The sequence below is a fragment of the Rhodococcus olei genome (genome assembly GCF_039540555.1).
Classification (GTDB): Bacteria; Actinomycetota; Actinomycetes; order Mycobacteriales; family Mycobacteriaceae; genus Rhodococcus_G; species Rhodococcus_G olei.
The window spans coordinates 400,758-413,889 of record NZ_BAABFB010000029.1 but is presented as its reverse complement, the minus strand read 5'-3'; the positions used below and the strand labels follow the sequence as shown (position 1 = coordinate 413,889).

At 71.2% G+C, this 13,132-nt stretch carries 10 protein-coding genes; 2 read left to right on the top strand and 8 right to left on the bottom strand.

Features of this window, described 5'->3' with window-relative positions; translation table 11 throughout:
* The first annotated feature begins 7 nt into the window (after positions 1-7).
* Positions 8-3,271, top strand: a complete 3,264-nt coding sequence (locus tag ABD951_RS08440; protein WP_345343533.1) for a protein kinase domain-containing protein — start codon at positions 8-10, stop codon at positions 3,269-3,271.
* A 145-nt stretch (positions 3,272-3,416) separates the two neighbouring features.
* Here the strand turns inward: ABD951_RS08440 and ABD951_RS08435 are convergent, their stop codons facing one another.
* The 3 genes from ABD951_RS08435 to ABD951_RS08425 all read right to left on the bottom strand — a co-directional run bounded on the left by ABD951_RS08435 (position 3,417) and on the right by ABD951_RS08425 (position 7,421).
* Entirely contained in the window at positions 3,417-5,681 is a 2,265-nt protein-coding gene (locus tag ABD951_RS08435; RefSeq protein ID WP_345343531.1) for a polyribonucleotide nucleotidyltransferase, read from the bottom strand.
* Between the two features lie 366 nt (positions 5,682-6,047).
* A complete protein-coding gene (gene rpsO, locus ABD951_RS08430) occupies positions 6,048-6,317 on the bottom strand; it encodes a 30S ribosomal protein S15 (RefSeq protein ID WP_345343529.1) in 270 nt (89 codons plus the stop codon).
* Positions 6,318-6,446: 129 nt separating this feature from the next.
* Complete coding sequence (locus ABD951_RS08425; RefSeq protein ID WP_345343527.1) at positions 6,447-7,421, bottom strand: bifunctional riboflavin kinase/FAD synthetase; 975 nt, start codon at positions 7,419-7,421, stop codon at positions 6,447-6,449.
* A 100-nt stretch (positions 7,422-7,521) separates the two neighbouring features.
* Here ABD951_RS08425 and ABD951_RS08420 point away from each other — a divergent pair, with 100 nt between their 5' ends.
* Entirely contained in the window at positions 7,522-8,226 is a 705-nt protein-coding gene (locus ABD951_RS08420) for a metal-dependent transcriptional regulator (RefSeq protein ID WP_345343525.1), read from the top strand.
* 7 nt (positions 8,227-8,233) lie between these two features.
* On the opposite strand, the gene truB is transcribed toward ABD951_RS08420, so the two are convergent.
* From truB to ABD951_RS08395, 5 genes are all read right to left on the bottom strand, one after another.
* Positions 8,234-9,154 carry a tRNA pseudouridine(55) synthase TruB gene (gene truB / locus ABD951_RS08415; RefSeq protein ID WP_345343523.1) on the bottom strand — a complete coding sequence of 307 codons (921 nt, stop codon included), beginning with the start codon at positions 9,152-9,154 and terminating at the stop codon, positions 8,234-8,236.
* A gap of 11 nt (positions 9,155-9,165) precedes the next feature.
* On the bottom strand, positions 9,166-9,831 hold the full coding sequence (gene npt, locus ABD951_RS08410) for a 4'-phosphopantetheinyl transferase Npt (protein ID WP_345343521.1): 666 nt from the start codon (positions 9,829-9,831) through the stop codon (positions 9,166-9,168).
* Complete coding sequence (locus tag ABD951_RS08405) at positions 9,828-10,754, bottom strand: metallophosphoesterase family protein (RefSeq protein ID WP_345343519.1); 927 nt, start codon at positions 10,752-10,754, stop codon at positions 9,828-9,830. Before ABD951_RS08405 ends, npt begins: the two co-directional genes overlap by 4 nt.
* Before the next feature lie 5 nt (positions 10,755-10,759).
* Positions 10,760-12,058, bottom strand: a complete 1,299-nt coding sequence (locus tag ABD951_RS08400; RefSeq protein ID WP_345343943.1) for an MATE family efflux transporter — start codon at positions 12,056-12,058, stop codon at positions 10,760-10,762.
* 70 nt (positions 12,059-12,128) lie between these two features.
* Positions 12,129-13,130: a DHH family phosphoesterase gene (locus tag ABD951_RS08395; protein WP_345343517.1), complete on the bottom strand. Its 1,002-nt coding sequence runs from the start codon at positions 13,128-13,130 to the stop codon at positions 12,129-12,131.
* Positions 13,131-13,132 lie beyond the last annotated feature (2 nt).

The window sequence follows — 13,132 nt, the reverse complement described above, 5'->3', positions numbered from 1 at the left end:
TGACCCCATGGTCGAGGGCGACGGTTTCAGAACCCAGCGCGATGTGGGATCCACCCTGATCGCGGAACTGGCCGCGGCCGGATTCGAGGACGCCGACGAGATCGGCCGGGGAGGATTCGGTGTCGTCCACCGCTGCACCCAGGTGGGGCTGGACCGCATCGTGGCGGTGAAGGTGTTCGCGGCGGAGCCGGACCCGGACAACCGGGCGCGATTCGTCCGGGAGCAACGCGCGATGGGCCGGCTGACCGGCCATCCGAACATCGTCGGAGTGCTCGAGGTCGGCGAGACCGAATCCGGGCAGCCGTACCTGGTGATGCAGTACCACCCGCAGGGATCCCTGGACCGGCGGATCCGCGAGCACGGCCCGCTCCCGGTGGCGGAGGCGCTGCAGCTCGGGTCGAAGATCGCCGGCGCCCTCGACACCGCACACCGGCTCGGCATCCTGCACCGCGACGTCACGCCCGCGAACATCCTGTTCACCGACTACGGCGAGCCGGCACTGGCCGACTTCGGCATCGCCCACATCCCGGGCGGCTTCCGCACCACGACCGGAACGGTCACCGGGTCGCCCGCGTTCACGGCTCCCGAGATCCTCCGTGGCGACCCACCCACACCGGCCTCGGATGTGTACGGGCTCGCCGCGACTCTGTTCTGCGCGCTCACCGGGCACGCCGCCTTCGAACGCCGCCGCGGCGAGCGGGTCGTCGCGCAGTTCCTGCGCATCACCACGCAGCCCGTCCCGGATCTGCGGGAGAGCGGGTTCCCGGACGACGTCGGCGCGGTCGTCGGGGCGGCGATGTCGCACGACCCGGCGCGCCGTCCGTCCGCGGCCGCGCTGGGCGACGACCTCCGGCGGATCGGGCGCGGCCACGACCCGGCGGGCGAGGACACGCCCGTGCCGTCCGCCGCGGCGCGGAGCGGTGCCGCCGCGGACGACCCGGCGACGGCACCGACGGGTGCCGGAAACCTCCCGACGGAACTGACGAGCTTCGTCGGACGCCGGACCGAACTGGCCGAGGTGCGCACCGCCCTGTCGGCGTCGCGGCTGGTGACGTTGGCCGGCATCGGCGGGGTCGGCAAGACCCGGCTCGCGTTGCGCACCGCCGCGTCGGTCCGGCGCGGCTTTCCGGACGGGGTGTGGCTGGTCGAGCTCGGTGAGGTGCGGGATCCGGCGTTGGTGACCGGCCTGGTCGCCACCACCCTCGGGGTGCACGACCTGTCCACCCGACCCCTGGGCGACGTCCTCGTGGACGTCCTGTCGACGCGCACGATGCTGCTGGTCCTCGACAACTGCGAGCAGGTGATCGATGCCGTCGCCGAACTGGCCTGGCAGCTGCTGGCGCGGTGCCCGACGCTGCACGTCCTCGCCACGAGCCGGGAACCGCTCGGGGTCCGCGGCGAGACGGTGACCCGGGTGCTGCCGCTGACGACGCCCGAACCGGACCGCGTGCCGTCGCTGCGGGGGGCGGCCCGCTACGACGCGGTGAGGCTGTTTGCCGAGCGGGCCGCCGCCGCGCTGCCGGGTTTCGCACTCACCGACGACAACACCCGGGTCGTGGCCCGCATCTGTGCCCGCCTGGACGGCCTGCCGCTGGCGATCGAACTGGCCGCCGCCCGCCTGGCCGCGCTCTCGGCCGACCAGATCCTGCAGCGGCTCACCGACCGGTTCGCCCTCCTGACCCGGGGTGCCCGGGGAGCGCCGACCCGCCAGCAGACCCTGCGGTGGTGCGTCGGCTGGAGTCACGACCTGTGCACACCGGCCGAACAGCAGCTGTGGAGCAGGCTGTCCGTGTTCCCGGGCAGCATCGAGCTGGACGCCGCGGAGGGCGTGTGCCGGGGCGACGACGAGTCCGTGGACCTGCTCGACACGGTGTCCGCCCTCGTCGACAAGTCCGTCCTGATCCGTGAGGAGAACGGCGGCTCGGTCCGTTTCCGCATGCTCGACACCGTGCGGGACTACGGCCGCGAACAGATCGAGCACTCCGGTGACCTCCCGGATCTGCGGCGGCGGCTCCGGGACTGGTACCTGCGGCTGACACTCGACGCCGACGACGCCTGGGTCGGCCCGGACCAGCTCGACTGGTCCGCGCGTTTGGCCCGGGAACTGCCGAACCTGCGTGCGGCGCTCGAGGTCGCCCTTTCCGAGGCGGACGGCACCGCACTCCGGATCGCCGGTGCGCTGAACAAGTTCTGGCGTTCGCGAGGCCTGCTCAGCGAGGCGCGACGGTGGCTCGACCGCGCCCTGGCCGAGCCCGGGCACCGGCCACCGGTGGTGCGGGCCAAGGCGCTCCACGCGGCGTGCGAGTTCGCGCTGAGTCAGGGTGACCTGGTGGCGGCGACCGCCCTCGTCGAGGAGGCACGCGCCCTCGACACGGACCCCGCCGACGCGACGACCGCGGCCTTCGTCGGCGCCGCCGACGGGTACCTCGCACTGTGCACCGGCGACCTCGACCGCGCGCAGTCGCTCCTGCAGGACGTCGTCGACGCGGCCGAGGCACCGGACCCACTCACGCTGCGGGTCGACGCGCTGCTGCTGCTCGGCTGGGCGTACCAGCTGCGCGGTGACCTGGACCGGGCCCTGATCCACCTCGAGCACGCCCGGACCATCGCGCAGGAGCACGGCGAGTCGGTCTACCGGTCCTACGCGTTGTGGGCGATCGGGATCGCCGTGTGGCGGCGGGGCGACGGCGAACGCGCGGCCGGGCTCCTCGAGGAGGCGCTGCGGTTGACCAGGCTGGCCGACAATCCGATCACGGCCTCGTCCTGCCTGCAGGCGCTGGCCTGGATCAGCGGCGAACGCCACGATGCGCGGCGCGCCGCCGTCCTGGCGGGGGCCGCCGACGCGCTGGTCCGGCTGGTGGATCGAACCACGGTGCTGCTGCCCGATCTGCTCGTCCACCAGCAGCGGTTCGAGCGGCGTGCCCGCCGGGATCTCGGTTCACGGGCGTACGACGCCGCCGTCCGGGAGGGCGGCACACTGGACCTGGCGGCCGCGATCGCGTTCGCCCTGGGCGAGTCCTCCGGCGGTGAGCACACCGACGGCGGGCGCGTCCCCACCGGGTCCGCCCGGGCGGTCCTGACCAGACGCGAACGGCAGGTCGCGGGACTGGTCGCCGACGGCCTGACCAATCGGGCCATCGCCTCGCGGCTCGTGCTGTCCCGCCGAACGGTGGAGGGGCACGTCGAGCACGTCCTGGCGAAGCTCGGATTCACGTCGCGAGCGCAGATCGCCGCCTGGTTCGTCGACGAGGGCCGCGCCGACACCGACTGACCGGGACCGACCGACGTCGCGTGTTCGACTCCGCCACAACGGTTGTCGCCACGACCGGCGTGACCCTGCGACAAAGCCGGGTGCCCCCGACCGGTGACGGTCGGGGGCACCCGGATTGCGGTGGCGGCTGGGCCGCCCTGCCGTGCTACGCCTCGGAGTCGGTCTCGCCGGCGTCCGACGCCGGCGCGTCCTCCTCGACCGGGACGAGCGAGATCTTGCCGCGGTTGTCGATGTCCGCGATCTCGACCCGGATCTTGGAGCCGACGTTGACGACGTCCTCGACCTTCGCGATGCGCTTGCCGTTGCCCAGCTTGGAGATGTGCACCAGCCCGTCGCGGCCCGGGAGCAGCGAGACGAACGCACCGAAGGCGGTGGTCTTGACGACCGTGCCGAGGAAACGCTCGCCCACCTTGGGCAGCTGCGGGTTGGCGATGGCGTTGATCATGTCGATCGCGGCCTGCGCAGACGGGCCATCGGTGGCGCCGACGAACACGGTGCCGTCGTCCTCGATGGAGATGTTCGCACCGGTCTGCTCGGTGATCGAGTTGATCATCTTGCCCTTGGGGCCGATGACCTCGCCGATCTTGTCCACGGGCACCTTGATGGTGGTGATCCGCGGCGCGAACGGGCTCATCTCGTCCGGGGTGTCGATCGCCTCGGCCATGACCTCGAGGATCGTGGTGCGGGCGTCGTGTGCCTGCGACAGCGCGCCGGCGAGGACCTTCGACGGGATGCCGTCCAGCTTGGTGTCGAGCTGCAGGGCGGTGACGAAGTCCTTGGTGCCTGCGACCTTGAAGTCCATGTCGCCGAACGCGTCCTCGGCTCCGAGGATGTCGGTCAGGGCCACGTAGCGGGCCTCGCCGTCGACCTCGTCGGAGACCAGACCCATCGCGATGCCCGCGACCGGCGCCTTGATCGGCACGCCGGCGTTGAGCAGCGACAGGGTCGAGGCACACACCGAACCCATCGAGGTGGAACCGTTGGAGCCCAACGCCTCCGAGACCTGACGGATCGCGTACGGGAACTCCTCGACGCTCGGGAGCACCGGCACCAGGGCGCGCTCGGCGAGGGCGCCGTGGCCGATCTCGCGACGCTTCGGGGAGCCGACCCGGCCGGTCTCACCGGTCGAGTACGGCGGGAAGTTGTAGTGGTGCATGTAGCGCTTGCTGGTCTCGGGCCCGAGGGAGTCGACCTGCTGTGCCATCTTGATCATGTCGAGGGTGGTCACACCCATGATCTGGGTCTCGCCACGCTCGAACAGCGCCGAGCCGTGCGCCCGCGGGATCACCGCAACCTCGGCCGACAGCGACCGGATGTCGGTGATGCCACGACCGTCGATCCGGAAGTGGTCCTTGAGGATCCGCTGCCGGACCAGCTTCTTGGTCAGCGACCGGAACGCGGCGCCGATCTCCTTCTCGCGGCCCTCGAAGCTCGGGGCGACCTGCTCGAGCACCTCGAGCTTGACCTCGTCGGTCTTGTCGTCGCGCTCCTGCTTGCCGGCGATCGTCAGCGCCGCCGAGAGCTTCTCGGTGGCGGCGGCCTCGACGGCCGCGTACACGTCGGGCTGGTACGCCGGGAACAGCGGGTACTCGCCGGTCGGCTTCGCGGCCGCCGCGGCGAGCGCTTGCTGCGCCTCGCACAGGCGGGCGATGAACGGCTTGGCGGCCTCGAGGCCCTCGGCGACGATCGACTCGGTCGGCGCCTGCGCGCCGCCGTCGATCAGCTCGATGACGTTCTCTGTGGCCTCGGCCTCGACCATCATGATCGCGACGTCGGCGCTGTCCCCGGAGCCGGAGACGATGCGACCGGCGACGACCATGTCGAAGACGGCGTTCTCGAGCTGCTCGACGGTCGGGAACGCGACCCACTGTCCGGCCTTGTTCTCGTCCGAGGTGATCAGCGCGACGCGCACGCCGCCGACCGGTCCGGAGAACGGCAGGCCCGCGATCTGGGTGGACGCGGACGCGGCGTTGATCGCGACGACGTCGTAGAGGTCCTTCGGGTCCAGGCTCAGGACCGTGACGACGACCTGGATCTCGTTGCGCAGGCCGTCGACGAACGACGGGCGCAGCGGCCGGTCGATCAGGCGGCAGGTCAGGATCGCGTCGGTGGACGGGCGTCCCTCACGACGGAAGAACGAACCGGGGATGCGGCCCGCGGCGTACATGCGCTCCTCGACGTCCACCGTCAGCGGGAAGAAGTCGAAGTGCTCCTTGGGCTGCTTGCTGGCCGTGGTGGCCGACAGCAGCATGGTCTCGTCGTCCAGGTAGGCGACGACGGAACCGGCGGCCTGCTGTGCGAGGCGGCCGGTCTCGAAACGAATGGTGCGGGTGCCGTAGGCACCGTTGTCGATGACGGCGGCGGATTCGAACACGCCCTCGTCGACCTCGACTGCGGAATTCACTGTCATCTCTTCTCTTCTCTCCCTCTCGTCTTCGCCGAACCCGCTCGGCCGTCGCCCTCGTGGCGACGACGACGCACCCGTCGGGTGCGTTCCCTCTGACGCGGAGGCGGCCGTCGATCGAAGCCAATCGCAGATCCGCGACCATGGGGTCGCGATCGTCCGAGTGGCCACTACCGAAGACCGACAGCCACGACTGCGGGGTCCGGCTGGATCCGTGTGGATCCGGGTGGGGCTCGTGTCCGCCGGGCCGCGAAACCCGACAAACGCCGGTAGCCAACGAGGCCAGTCTATGCACTCGCCTCGTTGGCTACCGGGATGTTCACGTCCGAGCGGACCCGCCGTGTCGCGGGGTCCGCCGGTACGGCGAATCTCTTATCGACGCAGACCCAGACGCTCGATGAGCGAACGGTAACGCGCGATGTCGACCTTCTGGACGTACTTGAGCAGACGACGACGGCGTCCGACCAGCAGCAGCAGGCCGCGGCGGGAGTGGTGGTCGTGCTTGTGCATCTTCAGGTGCTCGGTGAGGTCGACGATCCGCTTGGTCAGCAGCGCAACCTGCGCCTCCGGCGATCCGGTGTCGGTCTCGTGCAGTCCGTACTCGGAGAGGACGGCCTTCTTCTCTTCGGTGGTCAGCGCCACTGTCACTCCTGTTACTGACGTCTGCGCGATGGTGAAGCCCGGGCGAGCCCGAGCCGGTGCAGCCGCCGCAGACCGCAGCACACACCGAGGGACGATGCTACCAGCCGGTCGGGGCGACCCGGCCGGGCGTCATCCCCGGACGTTCGCGCGCGCGAGCAGGGTGCGGGTGTCGTCGACGTCCCGGCCCATCTGCGCGATCAGCGCGTCGATCGAGTCGAACCGCTCCATGCCGCGCAGCCGCCGGACGAAATCCACGGCAACGTGCTGGCCGTACAGGTCGGGTGACGCGTCGAGCACGTACGCCTCGACCGTCCGGGTGCGGCCCGAGAACGTCGGGTTGGTCCCGACCGACACCGCCGCCATGTACGCGACCCCGGGCGGCAGCGAGCCGTCGACGGGATCCTGCGCGAGCACCGTGAACCACGCCGCGTACACGCCGTCGGCCGGGATCGCCGCGTGCTCGGGCGGCGCGATGTTCGCGGTCGGGAACCCGAGGTCCCGGCCGCGCCGCTCACCGTGGACGACGACGCCCTCCACCCGGTGCGGCCGGCCCAGCGCCTCCGCGGCGGCGACGACGTCACCGGCGTCGACACACGACCGGATGTAGGTGGACGAGAACGTCACCGCGTGCTCGGCGAGCAGGTTCACCCCGTCGACCGCGAACCCGAACCGCGACCCCATCCGGCGCAGCAGGTCCACGTTGCCTGCGGCCTTGCGCCCGAACGTGAAGTTCTCACCGACCACGACCTCCGCCACGTGCAGTCGCTCGACGAGGATCTCGTGCGCGTACTGCTCCGGGCTGAGTTTCATGAACTCCGTGGTGAACGGGATGACGCAGAACACGTCGATACCCAACGACTCGGCCAGCTCCGCCCGCCGCGACAGGGTGGTCAGCTGTGCCGGGTGACTGCCCGGGCGCACGACCTCCATCGGGTGCGGGTCGAAAGTCATGAGCACACTCGGGATTCCGCGTTCGCTCGCCGCCTTGACCGCGCGACTGATCAGCTGGGCGTGCCCACGATGCACACCGTCGAAAACACCGATCGTGAGTACGCAACGGCCCCAGTCGGCAGGAACGTCGTCGAGCCCTCGCCATCTCTGCACGCCTGGAAGCCTACGACCCGCCGCGACGACCGTCACGTTCGGCATCACCTCGCGAGTGTCGGGGTGCCACACCAGCTGTGCATTGCCTAAGCTCGGTGCCGTGCGTGAGCGTAGAAGTGGTTCGGACGGGGCGAGCGGTGGAGTCGGCCTGACGACGGTCGCGCAGGACTACCTGAAGGTGATCTGGACGGCCGGCGAGTGGTCCGGCGAGCAGGTGTCGACGAAGATGCTCGCGGAGAAGATCGGGGTCTCGGCGTCCACGGTGTCCGAGGCGATCCGCAAGCTCTCCGACCAGGGCATGGTCGACCACGCCCGCTACGGGTCGATCTCGCTGACCGACCGCGGACGCGCGGCGGCGGTCGCGATGGTGCGGCGGCACCGGCTGATCGAGACGTACCTCGTCGGCGAACTCGGGTACGGCTGGGACGAGGTGCACGACGAGGCGGAGGTGCTCGAGCACGCGGTCTCGGACCTGATGATCGAGCGGATCGACGCCAAGCTCGGCCATCCCGAACGCGATCCCCACGGCGACCCGATTCCGGCGGCGGACGGCACCATCCCGACCCCGCCGGCGCGCCAGCTCAGCGACTTCGCCGACGGCGAGTCCGGCACCGTCGCGCGGATCTCCGACTCCGATCCGGCGATGCTGCGCTACTTCGACACGGTCGGCATCCGGCTCGACCTGACGATCACGGTGCTCGAGCGCCGCGACTTCGCAGGCACCATCTCGGTCCGTCTCGGCGACCGCGACACGGTGGAGTTGGGAAACCCTGCCGCGCAGGCGATCTGGCTCGTCGAGGCCTGATCGGCCCCTACAGCCCGCGCAGTGTCGCCGGGCGTACCACCATCACGGAACTGGCGCGGCGGCCGCGTTCCTGCAGCAGCGCGATGGTGTGTCCGTCCGGGTCGATCGCGGCGTAGGTACCGGGGATGCCGATCGGGTCGAGCCAGCGCCCCTGACTGAGCGAGTCCGCCTCCTCGGCGCTGATCGGCCGATGAGCGAACGCGGTCCGGCACGCCTGGTCGATGTCGAGGCTGACCGCGGGGTCGTCGGCGAGCTGCTCGAGGGTGCGGGCGTGGTCGAGCCCGAACGGCCCGACCCGGGTGCGCCGCAGCGCCGTCAGGTGCCCGCCGACGCCGAGCGCGGCGCCGAGGTCGCGGGCCAGGGCCCGCACATAGGTGCCGGAGGAACACTCGACGTCGACGTCGAGGTCCACGAACGTGCCGTCCCGGCGGGTGGCGGTGACGTCGAACCGACCCACCGTCACCGGGCGGGCGGCGAGCTCGAAGTCGGCGCCCTCCCGGACCAGCTTGTGGGCCCGCTGACCGTCCACCTTGATCGCACTGACCCGGGTGGGGACCTGGAGGATGTCGCCGGTCAGGGTCGCGATCACGCCGGCGATCCCGTCGTCGGTGACCGCGGCGGCGTCGGCCTCCGAGAGCACCTCGCCCTCGGCGTCGTCGGTGGTCGTGGCCTGTCCCAGCCGGATCGTCGCCGAGTACGCCTTGGTGGTCAGCGACAGCAGGCCGAGCAGTTTCGTGGCGCGCTCGACACCGAGGACGAGCACCCCGGTGGCCATCGGGTCGAGGGTGCCCGCGTGCCCCACCTTGCGGGTGCCGAGGATCTTCCGGCACCGGGCGACGACGTCGTGACTGGTCATCCCGGCGTCCTTGTCGACGATCAGCAGCCCGGCGCCGTGCAGGCCGGAGGACGGGGGGCGGTGAGCGGACACGGCTTTCGACACTACTGGACGGTGATCGCGGCGATCACCAGGCCGCCGTCGACCAGCCAGCGCCCGTCGAACGACGACAGCGGCGGACCGTCGTTCGTCTCCCCCGAGATCAACAGGTCGGAGTGGAAGGTCCCGGTGGTGCCGTCCTCGCCGGACCGTTCCAGCGCGAACGTGATGTGCGCGTCCTCGAAGCCCAGCCACCGGTGCGTGAGCGGGAACCAGGCCTTGTAGGTGGCCTCCTTCGCGCAGAACAGCAGCCGGTCCCAGTGGATGCCCTCCCCGGCACCCGCCAGCCACTCCCGTTCGGCGGGGAGGCTGACCGCGTCCAGCACCCCGTCCGGCAGCGGCCCGTGCGGCTCGGCGTCGATGCCGACGGACCGCACGGCCATCGAGTACCCGAGCACCGCGCCGCGGTAGCCGTCGCAGTGCGTCAGACTCCCGACCACCCCGCGCGGGAACAGCGGAACGCCCCTCTCCCCCTTCAGGATCGGCGCGGGTTCGACCCCGAGCTTGCCCATCGCCTCGCGGGCACAGTGCCGGACGGTGACGAATTCGCGCCTGCGCTTGTCGACGGCCCGCGCGATCAGCGCGGCCTCGCTCGGGTGCGGCGTCAGCTCCGGCGGGTCGGAGAACAGTTCGGCGTACTCGACTCCGGCGGGAAGAATCTTCTCGATCACGCGCGCGCCGCCCTCATTCGTTCCATCTCGGCCTCCTGCTCGGGAGTGACCTTGAAATGACCACCCCACTTGTTGAGCGTGCCCGGTGCGTACTCCGGGACCGGGAGGATCTGACGCAGCAGCCGGTCGGGCAGGCCGCGGCGCTGCCACTCGCGGGGGTAGCCGAGCGAGACCTCCTCGAACCGGACCCCGTCGTACCAGGTGGTCCGCGGAATGTGGAGGTGCCCGTAGACGCTGCAGATCGCGTTGTAGCGGGTGTGCCAGTCGGCGGTCTGCTCGGTGCCGCACCACAGCGAGAACTCGGGGTGGAACAGCACCCGCGTGGGTTCACGGACGAGCGGGAAGTGGTTGATCAGGACCGTCGGGATCGACAGGTCCAACTCGTCGAGCCGGGCGCGGGTCAGGTCGAGGCGCGCCTGGCACCAGGCGTCGCGGGTCGCGTACGGCTCGGAGGAGAGCAGGAACTCGTCGGTCGCGACGACGTTCTTGTCGCGCGCGTACTCGAGCGCCTCCTCCTTCGTCGCGGTCCCGTCCGGCCGGAACGTGTAGTCGTAGAGCAGGAACATCGGCACCAGCGTCGCCGGACCGCCCGCGCCCTCCCACACCGGGTACGGATCCTCCGGGGTGAGCACGCCGAGCTCCCGGCACATCGCGACCAGGTAGTCGTACCGGGCCACACCGTGGATCTGCACCGCATCCTTCGCGGTCGTCCACAACTCGTGGTTGCCGGGCACCCAGATGACCTTCTCGAAGCGGTCGCGCAGCAGCTTCAGCGCCCACGCGAGGTCGTCGGTCTTCTCCGAGACGTCGCCGGCGAGGATCAGCCAGTCCTGCGGCGACTCCGGATACAGCTCCTCGGTGATCGGGCGGTTGCCCTTGTGTCCGACATGGGTGTCGCTCACCGCCCACAACTTCCGTGTCACGCCCACTACCTTCCCACCTGAATGTCGGCACCGCCGACGGCCCATCGACCCGAACCCGCACGCCACACGACGGCGAGCATCCGTAGCACCATGAACGCAGTCAGACCCGACCAGATTCCGGCCAGCCCCCAGTCGTACACCAACGCGAGCCAGATCGGCGGCAGAAACCCGACCAGCGCGCAGGCCAGGGTCGCGGTCCGCAGGTAGGCCGCGTCACCGGCACCGAGCAGCACACCGTCGAGTGCGAACACCACCCCTGCGAACGGGATGATCGCGACGAAGAACCACCAGATCACCTGTACCTCGCCGAGGACCTCGGCATCGTCGGTGAACAGCGTCGGGATCACGGTGTGTCCGAGCGCGAACACCGCGGCCAGCGCGACCGCGAACACGGTCGACCATCCGGTCAGCCGGCGTGCCAGCCCCTTCGCCGAGGCCGTGTGACCGGCGCCGAGCGCGGCCCCGACCAGGGTCTGCGCGGCGATCGCCAGCGAGTCGAGGGTCAGTGCCACGAAGTTCCACAGTTGCAGCACCACCTGGTGCGCGGCGACGGCCGCCGCCCCGAACCGCGACGCGACCGCGGCGGCGGACAGGAAGCAGGCCTGGAACGCGAGGCTGCGCAGGATCAGGTCCCGCCCGAGCACGACCTGTGCCCGCATCACCGACGCACGCGGGCGCAACGGCACCCGCGACCGCGCCAGCGCCGCCACGAAGCACACGGCGGTCACCGACTGCCCGGCCACGTTCGCGACCGCCGATCCGGCCAGTTCCAGCCGCGGCGCCCCCAGCAGGCCGTGCACCAGGACCGGGCACGCGGCCGCGGACACCGCGAGACCCGCGAGCACGAACCGCAACGGTCGCAGCGTGTTCTGGACGCCGCGCATCCAGCCGTTGCCTGCCATCGCGATCAGGATCAGCGGCGCCCCGATCACCGCGATCCGCAGCCAGCGCTCCGCCTCGGTCGCGATGTCGGAGCCACCGGCGATCGCAGCGGTCACCGGCCCGGCCAGGACCTGCACCGCGAGGACGATCGCGACGCCGATCCCGGCGGCGAGGTGGGTCGCCTGCACGCCCTCCCCGACCGCGCCGCGTTCGTCCCCCGCACCGTGCAGCCGGGACGCGCGGGCGGTGGTGCCGTAGGACAGGAAGGTCAGCTGGGTGCTGACCTGCGCGAGGACCAGCCCGCCGACGGCCAGACCGGCCAACGCGAGCGCGCCGAGACGACCGACGACGGCGAGGTCGAACAGCAGGTACAGCGGTTCGGCGGCCAGGACACCGAGCGCAGGCACCGCGAGGCCGAGGATCCGGCGGGCCGGCGGCCCCGGGTCGACCCCCGCGGTCGGCCGCGCCGCCGATTCCGGGGACGTGTCGACGTCAGCCAACGGCGGCGATGAGGTCGGCGACCACGGAGTCGGCGTCACCCTCTGCGGTGTACCCCGACGCGAACCGGTGCCCGCCACCGCCGAGCGCCGCGGCGACGGCGGACACGTCGACCGCCGACTTCGACCGCAGCGACACCGACCAGAGGCCCGGTTCGTTCTCCTTGAACACCGACGCCACCTCCGCCTCCGCGGTCGTGCGGACGATGTCGATCACGGACTCGATCTCCTCGGCGCCCATCCCGACCGTGTCCTGGTGCCGGACCAGCGCGTACACCAGGCCGTGTCCGCCGGCCGCGCCGGGCACCAGCTGCGCCGACCCGAGGACCGACGACAGCATCGGCAACCAGCCGAACGGATGGGTGTCGAGCAGGCGGCGGGTGATCGCCGCCGAGTCGATGCCGGTGTCGATCAGCCGCTCGGCCAGCGAGTGCGTGCCCGGCTGCACCCACCGGAACGACCCGGTGTCGGTGGCCAGACCCGCGAACAGGCAGTGGGCGATGTCCCGGTCGATCTCCACACCCCAGAGGTCGAACAGCGGGGCGAGGACCGCCGCGGTCGCCTCGGCCGAGTCGTCGATCAGGTTGTACCGGCCGTAGCGGGTGTTCGACCGGTGGTGGTCGATGACCAGGCTGGTCCGCGCGGTGTCGAGACGGTCCCCCAGACGCCCGAGCCGACCCCGGCTACCGCAGTCGACCGTGACCACCAGGTCCACCTCCGCCGCCACCCGATCCGGCGGGACCAGCAGGTGCACGCCGGGCAGGGTTCGCATCGACTCCGGCAGCACGTCCGGCTGCGCGAACGACACCTGGACCGGGGTACCGCGCCGATCCAGCGCGAGCGCCAGCGCCAACCCGCTCCCGATGGTGTCCGCGTCGGGTTGGACGTGGCAGAGCACCGTCACCGAGGTGGCCTCGGACAGCAGCGCGACGGCCGCCGCGAGATCGGCGTCCTCGGCGGGCTCCGGTGTGGCGGCGGTGTGGGCGGTCACGGTCATCG

What these genes read in the sequence shown, in the direction of transcription:
- ABD951_RS08440 (WP_345343533.1), top strand. Translation starts at nt 8, where the DNA reads ATGGTCGAGGGCGACGGTTTCAGAACCCAGCGCGATGTGGGATCCACC.
- ABD951_RS08435 (WP_345343531.1), bottom strand. Translation starts at nt 5,681, where the DNA reads ATGACAGTGAATTCCGCAGTCGAGGTCGACGAGGGCGTGTTCGAATCC.
- ABD951_RS08395 (WP_345343517.1), bottom strand. Translation starts at nt 13,130, where the DNA reads ATGACCGTGACCGCCCACACCGCCGCCACACCGGAGCCCGCCGAGGAC.